Here is a 17,228-nt window from a genome sequence, read left to right as displayed (position 1 = left end):
GTTTACGCTGACTGGAAGGGCAGCGAAGTGAAGGAGGCATTCGGGATATGGATGCTGAATTCGCTTCCCTGCCCTTCTTTACTGTTGAGGGTCATATACCACCGGTGGGCTTCCATGATTTCCTGCACATAGCTTAGCCCCAGCCCGAATCCTTTGGCACTGACATGTTTTTCACCAACCCGGAAAAACGGCTCAAAAATCCGGTGCTGAAGCGAATCCGGAATGCCGATGCCATGATCACGGACCGAAATGGTCAGTTCATCGGCAGTCAAGGATGTAGCAATACAGATATCCGGTTTACCGGCGCTGTATTTGATGGCGTTATCCAGCAGATTGTGGAGGACATTGGTCAGGTGCAGTTCATCGGCCAGAATCCGCTGTGAGGCGCCTTCGAGCGTACAGGTCACGTACGCTTCGTGCCGTTCAAGCACCTTCAGAATAAGCGCATGCACATCTACCGGTGCAACGCAAACGAAAAGCTCATTGCGGTGGGCACGGGCAAGCCCCAGAATGGTCTCCACCTGATGCTGAAGCCGTTCTGTTTCCTCTCGAATGATCCGGACATACTTTTCCTGGCGTTCGGCATCGTCCCGGGCAATGGGAGACGCCAACACATCTGCCGCCATCCGGATGGCGGCAATCGGGGTCTGAAATTCATGGACAAGCGTTTGCAGCGTATCTAACGGAATAGACACCGCACCTGCCATTTGTTGATCATTTCTTGATGCAGAGAGATTGCGCATGAGCGGTTACAGCCGTTTCCCTAAAGAAACCGTTCATGGATAATTAATAATATCCTTGTATCAGTAACAGACGATATAATAAGCTAAAAGTCACTATAAATTTAGCTTATCCACTCATATAAAAGTACACAAAATAACCCGTTTGATGCTCAAACGGGTTACAGAATATACCAGGAAAAGAAAAATTATGCGGCAGTCTCTTCTTCCTTATCCGCTGATTTTGAGCGGGGTCCTTTGCGTGGACCACGTGTAGAAACTGCCGTTACCGTGTCATCCGCAGCCGGCAAAACACTATCTACCGGGTTAATTTCTGTCGGTATAATCGAGTTTACCGGTATTGCGGTCAGGTCTTTTTTCTTTTTTTTTGCAGTACGCTTCGCATTCTTCAATGCCTTGGCAGCGTTCTTTTCCAGCTTGTGAGCTTCTTTTTTAGCTTTCTTTTTAGCCTTCTTCGAATCTTCGTCTACTCTTTTTTCTGCTTTACGGGCGAGCTTCGTCAATTTCTTTGCTAATTTCTCAGCAGCTTTCTCAATGGCTCTCGTTGCTTTTTTAGCTAATGCCGTTCCATTGTTAACTTTTTCCGAAATTGCAGCCGACAGGTCGGCCGACAATTGTTTCTTAGTGGTTTTCATGGTACCCTGTTATATGAAAAAAAATCTGCTAATAAATAGGGATTTATTTACGAAATCAAAATAGTTGCGTTAAGCTTTTGTTATCTTTTTAGAAATAAAATCCCAGCAGACAACACCGGCCGTGACGGCGATATTGAGCGAATGCTTGGTGCCAAATTGGGGAATTTCGAGCACAATATCAGCAGCCTCAACAATTTCTTCACATACGCCGTCAACTTCATTGCCGAACACGAATGCGTATTTTTTGTTAGGTTCCGGCCTGAAATCTGACAGAAAGGTACTTCCCTGCGCCTGTTCGACAGCGCAAATCACCCAGCCTTCCTGCCGGAGCTTCCCGGTAAGTGCCACAATATCCGGTGCGTGCTCCCAGTCAACGGATTCGGTCGCTCCGAGGGCGGTTTTCGTAATGTCGCGGTGCGGGGGCGTTCCCGTTATACCGCATAAATACAGGCGGTCCGCCCGGAACGCATCGGCTGTCCGGAAAACTGATCCGACGTTGTTGAGGCTCCGTATATCGTCCAGAATCAGGCAGTAGGTAAATTTATCCGCTTCTTTATATTCCTCCACCGAGAGGCGGTTGAGCTCGTCCAGACTTAATTTTTTGGGCATTTTTCGTTAAATTTGAAGAATATTTTCTGCAAAAGTAGCTGCTTTAGCGCAGCATGTACATGATAAATGGCACGTCCTTCGTCTAAAACTGAAACGGCCGGCAAGCCGGATAAACAAGTAAAAGAAACACCGCTCAATCGTCAATATAACCAGATTAAAGCCAAATATCCCGGCGCACTGCTGCTTTTCCGTGTCGGGGATTTCTACGAAACATTTGGGGACGACGCGATCAAGGCCAGCCGGATTCTGGGTATTACGCTGACGAAGCGTAACAACGGCGGTGCGCATGAAGAGCTGGCCGGCTTTCCGCATCACTCGCTCGATACCTACCTGCCTAAACTTGTGCGGGCGGGCGAACGTGTCGCCATCTGCGATCAGCTGGAAGACCCGGCTGCCGCCAAGGGTATTGTGCGCCGCGGCGTTACTGAACTGGTTACGCCCGGTGTTTCGTTTAACGATAATGTGCTGGACACCCGCCGCAATAACTACCTGGCGGCTATCCACTTCGGAAAGAGCGTTGGTCAGGAAGAACAGTTCGGGATAGCCTTTCTGGATATTTCGACCGGCGAGTTTCTGGCGTCGCAGGGCAATGCGGCCTACGTGGATAAACTCCTGCAAAGCTTCAATCCGTCGGAGGTGTTGTATTGCAAACGAAACCGGAATGAGTTCGCGACCTTATTCGGCGGTACACCGGCTGCTGAAAAATTCCATACGTTTACGCTCGAAGACTGGGCCTTTACCTATGATTTCGGCTATAATTACCTCAAACAGCATTTTCAGACTACCTCGCTGAAAGGCTTCGGCATTGAAGGGTTACCCGACGGCATTATCGCTGCCGGTGTTATCCTGCATTACCTCAACGAAACCGAACATCGTGATTTACAGCATATCCAGCGCATTACGCGTCTGGAAGAAGACCGGTATGTGTGGCTCGACCGGTTTACGATCCGTAACCTCGAACTGGTTGCTGCACAACAGGACGGCGGTGTGCCGCTGATTCAGGTACTTGACCAGACTGTGACGCCGATGGGTGCCCGCTTGCTGCGGAAATGGCTGATGCTGCCGCTGAAAGACCGCGCCCTGATCGAAGAACGGTTAAATCTGGTGGAGTGGCTCCACGAAGAGCCCGAACTGGCCGATACGCTGGTTGGCCACCTGAAACAAATCGGCGATCTGGAGCGGCTTATTTCCAAAGTGGCCGTCCGCCGGATCAACCCGCGCGAAATGGTACAGCTGAAACGGTCCCTTCAGCACGTTCTGCCGGTTAAGGAACTCCTGATTACGGCCCTCACCCTGCCCGCCTTTACGGAGTCGGCCGAAGGAGCGTCGAAAGCCAAATCGCTCAAAAAATACGCCGACCAGCTGAATACAGTGTCGTTTTTACTCGACCGCATCGAAACCGAACTCCGCGACGATCCGCCGACGCTTTCCAATCAGGGGGGTATGATCAAGTCGGGCATTGATCCGCAACTAGACGAACTGCATGCTCTGGCTTACTCAGGTAAAGATTACCTGCTTCAGTTGCAGGACCGCGAAATCCAGCGGACGGGCATTACCTCCCTTAAGATTGCCTATAACAAGGTTTTCGGCTATTACCTGGAAGTCACGAATGCCCACAAAAACCGCGTACCCGAAGACTGGATCCGGAAACAGACACTGGTCAATGCCGAGCGGTATATTACCCCTGAGCTGAAAGTTTACGAAGAAAAGATTCTCAATGCCGAAGAGCAGATCTTCGCCATTGAGCTGCGGATGTTTAACGAACTAGTGCTGGCCGCCGGTGAGTATGTGGCTGCCATTCAGCAGAATGCGCGTGTTCTGTCGGTGCTGGATGTGCTGTCGTCGTTTGCCGGCGTGGCGCAGAAAAACCGGTATGTGCGACCTGTTATGACCGATGGTAACGTACTCGATATCAAGGACGGGCGTCATGCGGTCATTGAACAGCAGCTGCCTCCCGGCGAAGCGTATGTACCGAATGATATTTATCTGGACGACGAAACCCAGCAGATTATCATTATTACAGGGCCAAACATGGCGGGTAAATCAGCCCTGTTGCGGCAAACAGCCCTGATCGTACTGATGGCCCAGGCGGGTTCGTTTGTTCCTGCTTCGGCCGCCGAAATCGGTCTGGTCGACAAGATCTTTACCCGAGTCGGGGCTTCCGACAACCTGTCACGCGGCGAATCAACGTTTATGGTTGAAATGACCGAAACGGCCAGTATCCTCAATAATCTGAGCACCCGCAGTCTGGTATTGATGGATGAAATCGGCCGGGGAACGAGCACCTACGACGGTGTATCCATTGCCTGGTCGATTGCGGAATACCTGCATAATCACCCGCAATGCCGTGCGAAAACCCTGTTCGCGACGCACTACCACGAGCTGAACGATCTGGCCAATGACAACCACCGGATCAAAAACTTCAATGTAGCCGTTAAGGAGATGGGCAATAAGGTGCTGTTTCTGCGGAAGCTGAAAGAAGGCGGCTCCGAACACAGCTTTGGCATCCATGTGGCGCAGATGGCCGGTATGCCCCCCGGTATCGTGCAGCGTGCCAACCAGATTCTGACCCAGCTGGAATCCTCGCACGGCCGCGAAGAGAATAAAGAGAAGATTAAACAGGCCGTGCCGGCAGAGCGGGAACTGGCCCTGAAAATTTTCGAAGCCGGTGATCCGAAAGCCGAACTGATCAAGGAGAAACTTCGCGCCATCGACGTAAACCGGCTGACACCGATTGAGGCATTGCTGAAACTAAACGAGCTGCTGAATCTGGCAGAGTAACCCTACAAACACCAAACGCGGCAGATAATGACCTCTAGTCATTATCTGCCGCGTTTGGCTTAATTACGTCTGCGTTTTAATTCGTATAAACCCGGTATTCCCAGGGCTTCAGTGAAAACGACATGCCGGATTTTAGCTCGGTCGGCTGACGGGTAAAAATTTCGGTGTAAATTCCGTCAAAGCCTTCGCCGGTGAGCCGGATCAGCTGGGGTTGGTCGGTCAGGTTGGTAATGACCACAATGCGGTCGATTTCCTTTGCACGGTAGAACGCATAGACAGCCTCGTCGTGATCCGTCGGGATTTTACTGGCTTTTCCCCCGGCCGTTCCGTTCCAGAGCGCACGGTTACGATGCTTGAGCGTCAGGAGGGATTTATAGAAACCGGCTTTGCTGTAATCGCCCCACGAAATCGGTTCGCGTTCGGTGAGCGGCAGGCGTTTCTCCAGATTGGCCTCCATCCCGTTATATACCAGCGGCATACCTTCGAGCGTACTGGTCAGCACGACAAACGTTTCAGCTCCCTGGCCGAAAATCTCTTTCAGCGTACCAAACTTCCGGTTAATATCCTGATTCTGCGTAAACAGCATCTGGAAATACCAGGACGGATACGTCTTCCGGTTGTGGGCAATTAAGGTATCAATCGATGTTGCCGGGCGTGCTCCCTGGGCAATGGCTTTCAGCACGGTATACATCCCCCAACCATAATTCATGTTGAAACTGCTGAACTGTTTGGGTTCCGATTCGGATTCGGCGAGCATAAACATGGTTTTCACTGAATCGAGTGCCGGGCGTGCCTGTGCCCAGAAATCGTCTGGCACCATCCCTGCCACCCCGCAACGGAAACCGTCGATATCACACTCCTTTACCCAGTACTTCATGGCCTTAATCATCTCAAGGCGCATGGCTGCATTACCGTAATTGAGATCCGCCACATACGTCAGGTCCGATGGTTGTCCCTTGTCATCGAGCGGTGAGGCGATTTTTCCGTTGATTTTTGTATAGTATTCCGGATGCTCCTTTACCCACGGATGCTCCCAGCTGGTATGGTTCGGCACCCAGTCCATAATCACCCGCAATCCGAGATCATGGGCCCGTTTGACAAGTGCCTTAAAGTCGGCCGTTTTTCCGTAGGCCGAATCCACCGCCATGTAGTTCGTAACCGCGTACGGATTACTCAGACTATCTTCCGGTTTGGCTTTGCCCGACGGATGCACCGGCATAAACCATAGTATATCGACACCCAGCTCTTTCAGCCGCGGAAGCTGCTCTTCAACAGCCCTGAACGTGCCTTCCTGTGAAAACTGACGGATATTTACTTCATAAATCGTTGCGTTCCTCGCCCATTCAGGCATGGGAGGTGCAACTCCGCCCGCTGAAACGGAATCAGGCGTAGTTATGGTTTCTGCACCCTGCGAATCGCTCTCCGATTTCCGGCAGGCATTGGTGAGTAGTAACAACCCGAATGCACTTGCCAGCAATAATAGCTTTTTCATCGTGATAGTTGAGGCCAGCCCCGTTCAGTTTGTTCAGACAATTAAAGGCTGTGGATGCACTTTTAACTGACGAATGGCTTCGTGAGGGTCTTTTGCCGCAAATACCGACGTGCCTGCTACCATTACACTGGCACCGGCGTCAGCCAGCATACCGGCATTATCCAGGGTTACACCCCCATCAACTTCAATCAGAATATTGGTATAACCGGTTTCTTCCAGCAAGCGGCGCATTTTGCGAACTTTCGGAATCGACAGCGGAATGAGTTTCTGCCCGCCGAATCCCGGATTGATCGTCATAATCAGGACGATATCGATCATGTCCAGCACATCTTCCAGCACGGTTACGGGCGTCTGCATATTCAGCGCGACACCTGCCCGGCAACCAGCCTCTTTAATCTGTGCCAACGTCCGGTGAAGATGGGTGCAGGCTTCATAATGAACGGTAATGGATGCGGCACCCGCTTTGGCAAACTGCTCAATATAGCGTTCAGGCTGCACAATCATCAGGTGTACGTCGAGTGGTTTTTCCGAGTATTTTTTCACCGCTTCCAGCACCGGAAAGCCATAGGAGATATTGGGGACAAATACCCCGTCCATAATGTCAATATGCAACCAGTCGGCATCACTGCGGTTAATCATCTCTACATCACGTTGCAGATTTGCAAAGTCGGCGGCCAGCAGAGATGGCGCAATCAAAGGGAACGTCATACAATAGTCGTCAGTTTACCGAGAATGGTACTCTTTTGTCTCTTTAGTTAGTTGAGAAACAACAAATAACCAATCCTTGTGAACTGAATAAAAGTTTGCTGTAAAACTACTGCTTTTTACCGGGATTGTTACAGGAAATTGTGATCAGGCTCGTTGCGGCCAGTGAGGTCCGGAGGGGGCGGACGGAGCGGAACAATGGTTAATTACTGAGGCTCAGCGGTCTTCCATTTGACCGGAAACGCTTTGTTATCGGACTTGGGCTGCGGACGCAGCACGTGTACATCCAGCATGGCAAGCGGACGGGCAAGGTACTCCCGGATCAGTGTACGGAGCGAATACCCGTCGGGGACATCCTGTGCGGCAAAGGCAATGGCCTCAATGCCCTCGTGGTTGCCGATGTACAGGGCGCGGGCATTGTGGAAGTTCTGCGAAATAATGGTGATTTTGTCTTTGTGAAAAACTTCCTTGCACCGGACAACCGAGTCGAACGTCCGGTAGCCGGCATAATCAAGGATCAGGACATCTTCGGGAACACCTAACCGGCGCAGCGCCCGCATCATATCGGCCGGTTCGTTGTAATATTCCGAATCGTTGTTACCGCTCAGAATGATGTACTTGATTTTACCTTCTTTCCAGAGCAGGGCCGTTGCTTCCATACGGTACCGGAAAAACAGGTTTTCCTTGCCGCTCCGGACAAACTTGCTGGTGCCCAACACCAGGCCGACGTCATTTGCCGGCAACCGCTGCAGGTTAAAATAGATTTGTCCCTCCGTACTGTTCACTACCCACCAGTTGCAGAGCAGCACGATCAGCACAAGCCCGAAACCAAAAGCAATACCGCCCTTGATTAGCCGCTTGACTAACCGAACCGAAGAACGACGTTTCGTTTCGTCTCCGCTATAGTCAGTAGTGAACAGTGTAGGGTTCATAATCGCTATCGGGTTAGCCGTTGCCGGTATTCCCCTTTATTCAGAATAGGCCTAACTGGCCATTCAGCTCAATGCTTAACGGTTCGACCTGAATTGGTTGGGTCTGAATTGGTTCGGCCTGAACCGGCTCCGCTTCAACGGATTCCGTGGCAGCCTCCGGCAATTGCCCTTCCGCCTCTCCGGTATCCAGATCCAGCCCGCCCATTGGTGGGGCCGGCGGTGCGTCGACTTCCCGTGGTGTCAGCAGTTTTACTTCCTTAACCTTCACAAACGGCAGTTTATTGCCCAGCGCCTTCCAGCCTCGGATGTCAATAAAGCCTTCCGGCTCCAGCACCATTTTTTCCAGCGGTCCGCGCTCTTTCACCTGATAAACCACTTCAATCCGCGGATAACGGTCGGCCGTTGCGGCCAGCAGTTTCGAGCCCTTGGTGTCGCCTATAAAGCTAAACTTCTTGTCGAGCGATGTAGTTTCAACTTTGAACCGCTTGACATAGTAAAGCTTTTGATTTGCCTCGTAATAAATCACTGACAGCACACTTTCCGGATCAAACTTCTGCAGGACCTGGATTTCGGCCGGTTCATAGCGGTTCAGCAGATCAAACGACGTCAGCTCATATTGTCCGTCCTTGTAAACGACCAGAATACAGTCTTTCGCATCAAAATTTCCCAGGAACCGTCCCCGCTCATCGCGGTTTAGCCGGCCGAGGTGCTCGTCAAACCAGATGTCTACACCACCCAGTGTTGATGTACCCGCACTTTTCTGAACAATCTTCCGGACAGGATACTTCGTCAGGATATTCCCCTGCGCCGCACGGTTCTTCACACTCAGCGTCGCAAAGTCAAAATCAAACTGTTTAACCTTAGCTGAGCTCTGCGCCGTCAGATTTACCTGAATTACTTCCGCTTCCCCGTTATCATTGGCCGTAAAGTACAGCACTTTTGATTTTGGGTTACCCATCGTCAGGTCATATTCACGATCACGGGTGACGGCCGTAATCGGGAAGCGTTTCACCATGGATATACCCGATTTTGCGTCAAGGTAAGCCACGTTATAAATCTTCCGTTCGTCGTTTTTCTTGAAAACGGCACAGTAAATAATATCTTTTCCGACAAAGACTTTTTCCTGCACCTTCGTAACCAGGCACTTGCCGTCGCGCCGGAAAACAATCACATCATCGATATCCGAGCAGTCGCTGACAAACTCATCCTTCTTCAGGCCATAGCCGATGAAACCGCCTTCACGGTCAACATACAGTTTCTGGTTGGCCGCCGCCACGATGCTGGCCGCAATGGTGTTAAACGCCCGTATTTCGGTGCGCCGTTCGCGGCCTTTGCCGTATTTCTTCTGTAATTCCTTGAAATAGGCAATGGTATACCGGATGATGTTGGCCAGATGGTCTTCCGTCTCGGCCAGCTCTTCCTGTAACCGCCGCATCAGCTCGTCGGCCTTAAAGCCGTCGTATTTCGAAATCCGCTTAATCTTGATTTCGGTCAGGCGGATAATGTCATCTTCAACGATTTCGCGGTAGAACTCCTTCTTATACGGTTTGAGTGCCTTATCGATCGTCTCGATAACGGCTTCAAACGTTTCGCATTCCTCGATTTTCCGGTAAATGCGTTTCTCGATAAAGATCTTTTCCAGCGAGCTGTAGAGTAACCGCTCTTTCAGTTCATTACGCCGGATCTCAAGTTCCCGTTGCAAAAGGACAACCGTCTGCGCTGTGTTGAGCCGCAGAATATCCAGTACACTGACAAAGTGCGGCTTCTCGCCGATGATCACGCAGGCATTCGGCGATACCGAGACCTCGCATTCCGTAAAGGCGTACAGCGCGTCAATGGTTATGTCCGGCGAAACACCCGGTGCGAGGTGTACGTGAATCTCAACGTCTTTCGATGTCAGATCCTCTACCTTCTTGATTTTGATTTTACCATCATCATTGGCTTTGATGATCGAATCCTTAACCGAAGTGGTTGTGGTGCCGAACGGAATTTCGCGGATGATCAGCGTCTTTTTATCGAACTCTTCGATACGGGCCCGGATCCGGACCTTGCCGCCGCGATGCCCGTCGTTGTAGTTACTGACATCAATAAAACCACCCGTCAGAAAATCCGGATACAACACAACCGGTTTTTCTTTCAGCATCTGAATGGATGCCTCAATGAGCTCATTAAAGTTGTGCGGCAGGATTTTGGTCGACAGACCAACGGCAATCCCTTCCACGCCCATTGCCAGCAGCAACGGAAACTTCACCGGCAGGGTTACCGGCTCTTTTTTCCGCCCGTCATACGAGAGCTGCCATTCGGTCGTCTGCGGATTAAACACCACATCGGCCCCGAACTTCGACAGCCGGACTTCGATATACCGCGGGGCCGCCGCACCGTCGCCGGTCCGGATGTCACCCCAGTTGCCCTGTGTATCAAAAACCAGACTTTTCTGCCCCATCGTCACGATGGCCTCGTTGATCGACGCATCGCCGTGGGGGTGGTACTGCATCGTTTGCCCGATTACGTTCGCCACCTTGTTGAAGCGGCCGTCGTCCATTTCGTTCAGGGCATGCAGAATGCGTCGCTGTACGGGCTTGAGACCATCCTCTACTGCCGGAACCGCCCGTTCGAGAATTACGTACGAGGCATATTCCAGAAACCAGTTTTCATACAGGCCTGACACAACCGTTTGCTGGTGCAGGACTTCTTCGGGTTGATGTTCAGTATTTGCTGTTTGTTCTTGATCGATAGGTTCCTGATGTTCGTGTTCGTTCATCATGAAAAATTACAGTTGTTACGTATTGCAAAAGGCGGGAAGTGCCACAATCTGCGTCGCTTTAGACCTTATAAAGATACAAAAAAATACCCGGAAAATAAGCCCTGAATGCTATTTTCCTGCGGTTCCCGATTGGAAAAACACTATTTCCGGAAGCATCCCTTTTTCTGTCATATGAGTAGCGCCCGCCCCGTGATAAGAATCAGCGTCAGCCCGTTTTCTACTGTTTACGGGCTTGTCAGTAAATCACTCCTTACCTTTGTCTTTTGCCTGTATAGAACTGCTTATCTGTGAAAAAACTACTGTACTGCTTACTTTTTTACCTGCTGTACCAGCCGCTTGCGGCACAAAAAAAGAACGAAGCGTATCAGCTGCATATCAAACGGGCCAGCTCCCCGGTTAAAATCGACGGCGCCATCGATGAACCGGCCTGGCAGGAAGCCGACGTGGCGTCTGACTTCTACATGGTATTGCCGATGGATACCAGCCGCGCCAGGCTCCGGACCGAGGTGCGGATGACCTACGACCAGCACCATCTCTACATCACGGCCGTATGCTTCGACGGTATGCCGGGACCCTACATGGTCGAATCGCTCCGCCGCGACTGGTCGTTTACCAAAAACGACAACTTCCTGCTGTTTATGGACACCTTCGACGACCAGACCAACGGTTTCACCTTCGGGGCTAACGCCGTCGGGGCGCAGTGGGACGGACTGCTCTATGACGGCGGCAAGGCCAACCTGAGCTGGGACAATAAATGGTTTTCGGCCGTAAAACAGTACGGCGACCGCTATGTGTTCGAAGCGGCCATTCCCTTCAAAACCCTGCGCTACAAAAAAGGCATCACCCGCTGGGGCATTAACTTCAGCCGGCTCGACCTGAAAACGACCGAAAAATCGTCGTGGACGCCCGTGCCCCGCCAGTTCCCCACGGCTTCGCTGGCATACACCGGTGTGCTGGTCTGGGATGAAGCCCCGCCGACTCCGGGGCCTAACGTCTCGCTGATTCCGTATGTACTCGGCGGCCTGACCAACAACTACGCAAACGGCTCCCCGACGGCCTACCGCCGTGATATCGGAGGCGATGCCAAAATTGCCGTTACCTCATCGCTCAACCTTGACCTGACCGTCAACCCTGACTTTTCGCAGGTCGACGTTGACCAGCAGGTTACCAACCTCGACCGCTTCGAGCTGTTTTTTCCGGAACGCCGCCAGTTTTTTATTGAAAACGGCGATCAGTTTTCGAATTTCGGATACCAGACCATCCGCCCGTTTTTCAGCCGCCGCATTGGCCTGGGCGTACCGATTCAGTTCGGCGCACGGCTGAGCGGCAAGCTCAACAAAGACTGGCGGATCGGCCTGATGAACATGCAGACCAGCGCCGTGAAGGAAACCGGTCTGCCTAAACAGAATTTTACGGTGGCCGCCCTGCAACGGCGCATCTTCGCCCGTTCCAACATCGGCGTCCTGTTCGTCAACAAAGAATCGCTGAATTACGAGCCGCAGCCCGACAAACCAACCTACTCTCGCTACAACCGGAATCTGGGGCTGGAATACAACCTTGCTTCGTCTAATAACCTCTGGACGGGGAAGCTGATGTACGTCAAATCGTTCCAGCCAAATACGACCAAAGACAACAACATCCTTGCCGGTAACCTGCAATACGCCAGCCGCCGGTGGCTGATCAACGGTCAGTTTGAGAGCATCGGCAGCCGGTTTTCGGCCGAAACAGGGTATGTTCCGCGTAAAGGATACAACCGCTGGACAACGACCGTCGGTTATTTCTTCTTCCCGAAAGGCGGATCTGTGCTGAGCCACGGCCCGACACTGGTGTCGAGCTATTATTACAACATGGCGTTTAAACAAACAGACAACGAGACGTATCTGAATTACCTCTGGACCTTCAGGAGCCGGAGTACGTTCAATGCCTGGATCGCAACCGACTATGTCAAACTGCTCAGTCCGTTTGATCCGACTAACCTCGGCATTGACACCCTATCCACTGGCTCCCGGCACAACTGGAAGGCATGGGGAACGGAGTATGTATCAAAACCGCAAAGCCTGTTTACCTATGGTTTCTCGACCCGTTACGGCGGTTACTATGCCGATGGCAAGCGCCTGAACATTACGACCAGCGCCGGATACCGCTTCCAGCCATACGTCAGCCTCGCCATGACTGCCAGCTACAATGACATCCGCCTGCCGCAGCCGTGGAGCAGACGTGTGTTCTGGCTCGTCGGCCCCCGCTTTGACCTGACTATGACCGACAAGCTGTACCTGACGACTTTTCTGCAGTACAACGACCAGGCGAAGAATGTCAATGTCAACGCCCGTGTACAATGGCGTTACAAACCGGCATCCGACTTATTTCTGGTCTACACGGACAACTATCTGCCCGAAACCTTCAGGGTTAAAAACCGGGCACTGGTGCTGAAATTTACCTATTGGTGGAACGTCTGACGCTAACATACTCAGGCTGATATCAGCGTAGTAACAACGCCGAGGATAAGAAACTGGTTTGTTTTTGCATCTTCGGAAGATATAAGCGTTGCTACGCCGATATTCATCATCAGAGCAAGTACCAGGCAGTCATCGACCGGCTCCATGCTGGTATCCACGATGAATACATTACCCTCTTTCAGGTCACCGGTTCCGTTTTTCACTTTTACCATCAGCTTGCGTTCAGTTGAGTCGGGGGGAATGATGTCTGGATTTTCCATGAAGAACTGCTTATTTGCTTATTTATGTACTAATGCAACAAAAGGGGACTGCTGCCGGCGCTTCTTACAGGTCAAAGCTTCCGGCCCATCCATCAGCATTTCCTCTCACTCAGAGAGCAGTACAGGCAGGTTTGCCGCTATACCAGCAACACGAGGCATATGCATGAAACAAAAAAGTAGTTTCCGGAACTAAAGTCAAAGATCAGGCATAGACAATTGCATAGACAAAGACTTATATAATTAACAATCAGATCATTACCCCGATCCAGTTAACGACGGTAATCAAGAACAAATAAATTCGTCTATGCCTTTATACCGGCACTGACGGTAAACTTTATTGCTTTCCCTAACGCTTTCAAACAAACCTGCGCGTCAACGGTTTCAGTAGTAAATTATTTTCCCATTTACTCAACGTTTGACGATCATGAATAAATTTGAACAAATAACGATGCTGCTGCTCACGTTCTGGGTAGCCATCACCGTAAGCGGCTGCGAACTGGCCGGTGATATTTTTAAAGCAGGTGCGTGGACGGGCATAATCGCCGTTGTTGGCTTTATTGTGCTGGTTATCTGGCTGATCTCAAAGCTTTTTGGTGGCGGAAGCCGGAATACATAGAGACATATACAAACACAAAAGCCCTGACCAGTTGCTGGTCAGGGCTTTTGCTTTATAGACAGAACAGGTTTAGGCTACCAGTTCGACCAGATTATCCTGCTTCAATACCACTTTAATGCGCTCACCGAGGCTGTCGGATGCCTTCATCAGCGGCAAACGCACATCGGAGTTGATCAGCCCCATAATTTCCAGAATCTTCTTCACCCCTACCGGATTGCCTTCTTCGTACAACAGCGGATCGATCCGGAGGAAATGACCCAGCTCTTTGCGGGCAAAGGCAAAGTCGCCTTCGAGAGCAGCATTCACCACCGCCGAAAACTTAGCCGGCAGCGCGTTGGCAATAACCGACATAACACCCACTCCGCCAATGCTGATGATCGGAACAGCCTGCACGTCATCACCCGAAATCAGCAGAAAGTCTTCCGGCTTGTCCCGTGCAATTTCCATACACTGCTCAATGATGCAGGATGCTTCCTTTACACCAATGATATTGTCGTGTTCAGCCAGTTTACAAACCGTTTCGGCCGACATGTTAATGCCCGTCCGCGGCGGAATGTTATATAGAATAACCGGTACCGGCGAAGCGTCGGCAACCCGTGTAAAATGCTCAATCACACCCCGCTGACCCGGCTTATTGTAATAAGGACAAACCGACAAAATAGCGTCAACGCCGTCAAAGTCGATGTCTTTCATACCCGCCACAACGTCTGCCGTTACATTACCGCCAACACCATATACAACCGGCAGCTTACGCGAATTATGTTCATTCAAAAACGTCAGTAACTGTTTCTTTTCGGCTTTTGTAACGGTAGGCGATTCGCCGGTGGTGCCCTGCAGGACAATGTAATTCACGCCTCCGTCTGAGACGTGCCGGATCAGACGACCGAAACCGTCGAAATCAATTGAATGGTCAGCGTTGAAAGGTGTCACAATAGCTACGCCAACGCCGTGAAAACGAGTATCCATGTAAAGGATAATTAGGGTGATAAGGCGGTTTACTTCCGGATCTGCCGGGAACATCATCCGACGCGTCTGCATTCCGGTTCATTCACCGCACGCAAGTGAGTTATTACGGCAAAGTTAATAGATTTAGACGGGAAAAAGCTGTTTATCAGCCCCGGCAACTGAATTTCATTCCCCCAGCAGGGCTTTAAACTGCGCTTCGTCAATCATCGTTACGCCCAGTTGCGTGGCTTTGCTGACTTTCGACGGACCGGCGCCCTCACCCACAATCAGGTAGTTGAGTTTTTTCGACACGCCACTCAGCAGTTTACCCCCATTGGCCGCAATTTTCGCCTCCAGTTCCTCACGGCTGTAGCCGGCAAATGTACCCGTATACAAAAACGTCTTGCCAGCCAGACTATCCCCTTCGACCTCAACCACTTTCCGTTCACCCGCAAACTGCAGCCCCGCCCGGCGGAGCCGCTCCACGTAGGCGATGTTTTCGGGTTCGGCAAACCACGCCGCCAGGCTTTCGGCAATGCGCGGCCCGACTTCCGGCACCGTCACCAGCGTTTCGTAGGGGGCCGTCATCAGCGCGTCCATGTTGCCGAAGTAATCAACCAGCTTTTCGGCCGTGGTATTACCAACATAGCGGATACCGAGGGCAAACAGGACACTGGCAAACGGCTGCCCTTTCGATTTATCAATGGCCTTCAGGATATTATCGACCGTTTTTTCGCGGAAACTAACCACACGGCGTTTACCGGTCTCTTCATCGGTAAATACCTTTTCGAGGCCCAGCAGCTGGTCGTGGGTCAGGTCATAGAAATCCGCCGGCGACTCCACCAGCCCCTTGTCGATCAGCATTTCAATTTTCCCTTCGCCCAGGCTTTCGATATTCATCGCCTTGCGCTGGATGAAATGCTCAAAACGGGCCTGTCGCTGCGGCGGGCATCCTTTTTCGTTCGGGCAATAAAAATGCGCCTCGCCGTCTTTCCGGATCAGCGGCGTCTGGCAGGCCGGACAATGGGTCGGATACACGACCGGCTCACTATCGGCGGGGCGCTTCGTCAGATCGACGCCGGTTACTTTCGGGATAATTTCCCCGCCCTTTTCGACAAACACCGTGTCATGCAACCGGACGCCCAGCCGCTCAATTTCGTTGGCGTTGTGCAGCGATGCCCGCTTCACGACCGTGCCGGCCAGCAGCACCGGCGTCAGGTTGGCTACCGGCGTAACCGCGCCCGTCCGGCCTACCTGATAGGTAATGCTGTTGAGCGTTGTAGCGGCGGCTTCGGCTTTAAACTTAAACGCAATCGCCCAGCGCGGGCTCTTGGCCGTAAAGCCGAGTTCGCGCTGCTGGTCGTAGCGGTTCACCTTAATAACAATACCGTCGGTTGCGAGCGGCAGCGTAAAGCGTTTGGTTTCCCATTCATTAATGTACAACATCACCTCTTTGATGTCAGCACACTTTTTCCAGGTCGGCGACACATTGAAGCCCCAACGGCTCAGCGCCAGCAGGCTTTCTTCGTGGGTTTTAACCGGTTCTGTCTGATCGCCGGCGGCCTGCGCAGCGTCCGGATCAATCAGGAACGAATACAGGTAACAATCCAGCCGCCGGTGCGCTACCACCGCCGAATCCTGCATTTTAAAGGTCCCGGATGCCGCATTACGCGGGTTTGCCAGCAGCGGTTCACCGATATCTTCGCGCTCCTTATTAATCCGTTCAAACTCCGACAACGGGAAAAAGCCCTCACCCCGTACCTCAAATAAGGCCGGGACATCGGATCCGTGCAGCTTCAGCGGCAACGTCCGGATCGTCCGGACGTTGGGGGTAATATCGTCCCCGCGAACACCGTCGCCACGGGTTGCTCCCTGCACCAGTACGCCGTTTTCATAGGTCAGGCTCAGCGCAACGCCATCAAATTTCTGTTCGCAGATATAGTCAAAATCAGCCCCGTCGAGGCCTTTACGGACCCGGTTATCGAATTCGATCAGATCAGCTTCGGAGTAGGTATTTCCGAGCGAGAGCATCGGAAAACGGTGATACACCGTTGGAAATGCTTTGGAAATGGTACCGCCCACCCGCAGGGTCGGCGAATCAGGCCGGCGGAACTCCGGATATTGCCGTTCGAGGTCTGTCAGTTCTTCCAGCATCCGGTCGAAGGTAAAATCGTCGATTTCCGACTCGCTGTTCTGGTAGTACTGATAGTTATAATAATTCAGTTTATCGGTCAGTTCCTGTATCCGCTCCTGAGGTGTCATTGCGTAAGGCATCAATTTGTTGTTGGCCGGC

General features: G+C 51.8%; 13 protein-coding genes. 3 read left to right on the top strand and 10 right to left on the bottom strand.

The window, feature by feature from the left end:
- Positions 1 to 2 precede the first annotated feature (2 nt).
- From AC23NW_RS11885 to AC23NW_RS11875, 3 genes are all read right to left on the bottom strand, one after another.
- Entirely contained in the window at positions 3 to 743 is a 741-nt protein-coding gene (locus AC23NW_RS11885; RefSeq protein WP_487449730.1) for a sensor histidine kinase, read from the bottom strand.
- A gap of 185 nt (positions 744 to 928) precedes the next feature.
- On the bottom strand, positions 929 to 1,375 hold the full coding sequence (locus AC23NW_RS11880; RefSeq protein WP_487449729.1) for a hypothetical protein: 447 nt from the start codon (positions 1,373 to 1,375) through the stop codon (positions 929 to 931).
- 69 nt (positions 1,376 to 1,444) lie between these two features.
- The gene (locus AC23NW_RS11875) at positions 1,445 to 1,984 is read right to left on the bottom strand and encodes an RNA methyltransferase (protein WP_487449728.1); all 540 of its coding nucleotides are present in this window, start codon (positions 1,982 to 1,984) and stop codon (positions 1,445 to 1,447) included.
- Positions 1,985 to 2,050: 66 nt separating this feature from the next.
- On the opposite strand from AC23NW_RS11875, the gene mutS reads away from it, so the two are divergent.
- Positions 2,051 to 4,765 (top strand): DNA mismatch repair protein MutS, encoded by a 2,715-nt coding sequence (gene mutS, locus AC23NW_RS11870; RefSeq protein ID WP_487449727.1) that lies wholly within the window; start codon positions 2,051 to 2,053, stop codon positions 4,763 to 4,765.
- A gap of 76 nt (positions 4,766 to 4,841) precedes the next feature.
- On the opposite strand, the gene AC23NW_RS11865 is transcribed toward mutS, so the two are convergent.
- The 4 genes from AC23NW_RS11865 to AC23NW_RS11850 form a co-directional block, all read right to left on the bottom strand.
- Positions 4,842 to 6,257, bottom strand: coding sequence for an alpha-amylase family glycosyl hydrolase (locus AC23NW_RS11865; RefSeq protein ID WP_487449726.1), 1,416 nt, complete (start codon positions 6,255 to 6,257; stop codon positions 4,842 to 4,844).
- A 33-nt stretch (positions 6,258 to 6,290) separates the two neighbouring features.
- The gene (rpe, locus tag AC23NW_RS11860) at positions 6,291 to 6,965 is read right to left on the bottom strand and encodes a ribulose-phosphate 3-epimerase (protein ID WP_487449725.1); all 675 of its coding nucleotides are present in this window, start codon (positions 6,963 to 6,965) and stop codon (positions 6,291 to 6,293) included.
- A gap of 203 nt (positions 6,966 to 7,168) precedes the next feature.
- Complete coding sequence (locus AC23NW_RS11855) at positions 7,169 to 7,894, bottom strand: SanA/YdcF family protein (protein WP_293834109.1); 726 nt, start codon at positions 7,892 to 7,894, stop codon at positions 7,169 to 7,171.
- A gap of 40 nt (positions 7,895 to 7,934) precedes the next feature.
- On the bottom strand, positions 7,935 to 10,658 hold the full coding sequence (locus AC23NW_RS11850) for a DNA gyrase/topoisomerase IV subunit A (protein WP_487449724.1): 2,724 nt from the start codon (positions 10,656 to 10,658) through the stop codon (positions 7,935 to 7,937).
- Positions 10,659 to 10,945: 287 nt separating this feature from the next.
- On the opposite strand from AC23NW_RS11850, the gene AC23NW_RS11845 reads away from it, so the two are divergent.
- The gene (locus AC23NW_RS11845; protein WP_487449723.1) at positions 10,946 to 13,114 is read left to right on the top strand and encodes a carbohydrate binding family 9 domain-containing protein; all 2,169 of its coding nucleotides are present in this window, start codon (positions 10,946 to 10,948) and stop codon (positions 13,112 to 13,114) included.
- 11 nt (positions 13,115 to 13,125) lie between these two features.
- Here the strand turns inward: AC23NW_RS11845 and AC23NW_RS11840 are convergent, their stop codons facing one another.
- Positions 13,126 to 13,374, bottom strand: coding sequence for a hypothetical protein (locus tag AC23NW_RS11840; RefSeq protein WP_293834106.1), 249 nt, complete (start codon positions 13,372 to 13,374; stop codon positions 13,126 to 13,128).
- Between the two features lie 424 nt (positions 13,375 to 13,798).
- On the opposite strand from AC23NW_RS11840, the gene AC23NW_RS11835 reads away from it, so the two are divergent.
- Positions 13,799 to 13,990, top strand: a complete 192-nt coding sequence (locus AC23NW_RS11835; protein WP_293834105.1) for a hypothetical protein — start codon at positions 13,799 to 13,801, stop codon at positions 13,988 to 13,990.
- A 69-nt stretch (positions 13,991 to 14,059) separates the two neighbouring features.
- Here the strand turns inward: AC23NW_RS11835 and dapA are convergent, their stop codons facing one another.
- Both dapA and ligA read right to left on the bottom strand, forming a co-directional pair.
- On the bottom strand, positions 14,060 to 14,956 hold the full coding sequence (gene dapA / locus AC23NW_RS11830; RefSeq protein ID WP_293834104.1) for a 4-hydroxy-tetrahydrodipicolinate synthase: 897 nt from the start codon (positions 14,954 to 14,956) through the stop codon (positions 14,060 to 14,062).
- A gap of 165 nt (positions 14,957 to 15,121) precedes the next feature.
- Positions 15,122 to 17,197, bottom strand: coding sequence for an NAD-dependent DNA ligase LigA (gene ligA / locus AC23NW_RS11825; RefSeq protein WP_487449722.1), 2,076 nt, complete (start codon positions 17,195 to 17,197; stop codon positions 15,122 to 15,124).
- Positions 17,198 to 17,228: the final 31 nt, after the last annotated feature.

It is taken from the genome of Arsenicibacter sp. R0_47, assembly GCF_057652235.1.
This window is presented reverse-complemented; position numbering and strand designations above follow the sequence as displayed.

Excerpts from the sequence above, each read along its gene's own strand:
- AC23NW_RS11855 (WP_293834109.1), bottom strand. The coding sequence starts at position 7,894 with ATGAACCCTACACTGTTCACTACTGACTATAGCGGAGACGAAACGAAA.
- AC23NW_RS11850 (WP_487449724.1), bottom strand. The coding sequence starts at position 10,658 with ATGATGAACGAACACGAACATCAGGAACCTATCGATCAAGAACAAACA.
- AC23NW_RS11835 (WP_293834105.1), top strand. The coding sequence starts at position 13,799 with ATGAATAAATTTGAACAAATAACGATGCTGCTGCTCACGTTCTGGGTA.
- ligA (WP_487449722.1), bottom strand. The coding sequence starts at position 17,197 with ATGACACCTCAGGAGCGGATACAGGAACTGACCGATAAACTGAATTAT.
- dapA (WP_293834104.1), bottom strand. The coding sequence starts at position 14,956 with ATGGATACTCGTTTTCACGGCGTTGGCGTAGCTATTGTGACACCTTTC.
- AC23NW_RS11840 (WP_293834106.1), bottom strand. The coding sequence starts at position 13,374 with ATGGAAAATCCAGACATCATTCCCCCCGACTCAACTGAACGCAAGCTG.
- AC23NW_RS11885 (WP_487449730.1), bottom strand. The coding sequence starts at position 743 with ATGCGCAATCTCTCTGCATCAAGAAATGATCAACAAATGGCAGGTGCG.
- rpe (WP_487449725.1), bottom strand. The coding sequence starts at position 6,965 with ATGACGTTCCCTTTGATTGCGCCATCTCTGCTGGCCGCCGACTTTGCA.
- AC23NW_RS11880 (WP_487449729.1), bottom strand. The coding sequence starts at position 1,375 with ATGAAAACCACTAAGAAACAATTGTCGGCCGACCTGTCGGCTGCAATT.
- mutS (WP_487449727.1), top strand. The coding sequence starts at position 2,051 with ATGGCACGTCCTTCGTCTAAAACTGAAACGGCCGGCAAGCCGGATAAA.
- AC23NW_RS11865 (WP_487449726.1), bottom strand. The coding sequence starts at position 6,257 with ATGAAAAAGCTATTATTGCTGGCAAGTGCATTCGGGTTGTTACTACTC.
- AC23NW_RS11875 (WP_487449728.1), bottom strand. The coding sequence starts at position 1,984 with ATGCCCAAAAAATTAAGTCTGGACGAGCTCAACCGCCTCTCGGTGGAG.